The 343-nt window shown below is 49.6% G+C and carries 1 protein-coding gene; it reads right to left on the bottom strand.

All coding sequences use genetic code 11. From position 1 onward, the window contains the following. A partial coding sequence (locus CIK04_RS23440) for an Hsp70 family protein (protein ID WP_176463410.1) occupies nucleotides 1-343 on the bottom strand: 343 nt, incomplete at both ends.

Below are 343 nucleotides of genomic sequence, written 5' to 3'. Positions count from 1 at the left end.
ATTGAACACCTGTGCTTTTCTCCATCGCGGTCACTGACAGCAGGCCATCTGCATCCACTTGGTAGGTAACGCGAATATGAGCAGCACCCGCAGCCATTGGCGGAATTGCCTTGAAGTGAAAGCGAGCGAGCGAACGACAGTCATCCACCATCTCACGTTCACCTTGAACAATATGAACGCTCATTGCGGTTTGGCCATCTTTAAACGTGGTGAACTCTTGAGCGCGTGCTACCGGAATGGTGGTATTGCGAGGAATGATTTTCTCAACCAAACCACCCATGGTTTCAATCCCCAACGAAAGAGGGATCACATCCAGCAATAGCATTTCAGAATCAGGCTTGTT

This window comes from Vibrio sp. 03_296, from assembly GCF_002265885.1.
Note: the sequence above shows the minus strand (reverse complement) of the source record. Positions and strands in the feature narration are given on the sequence as shown.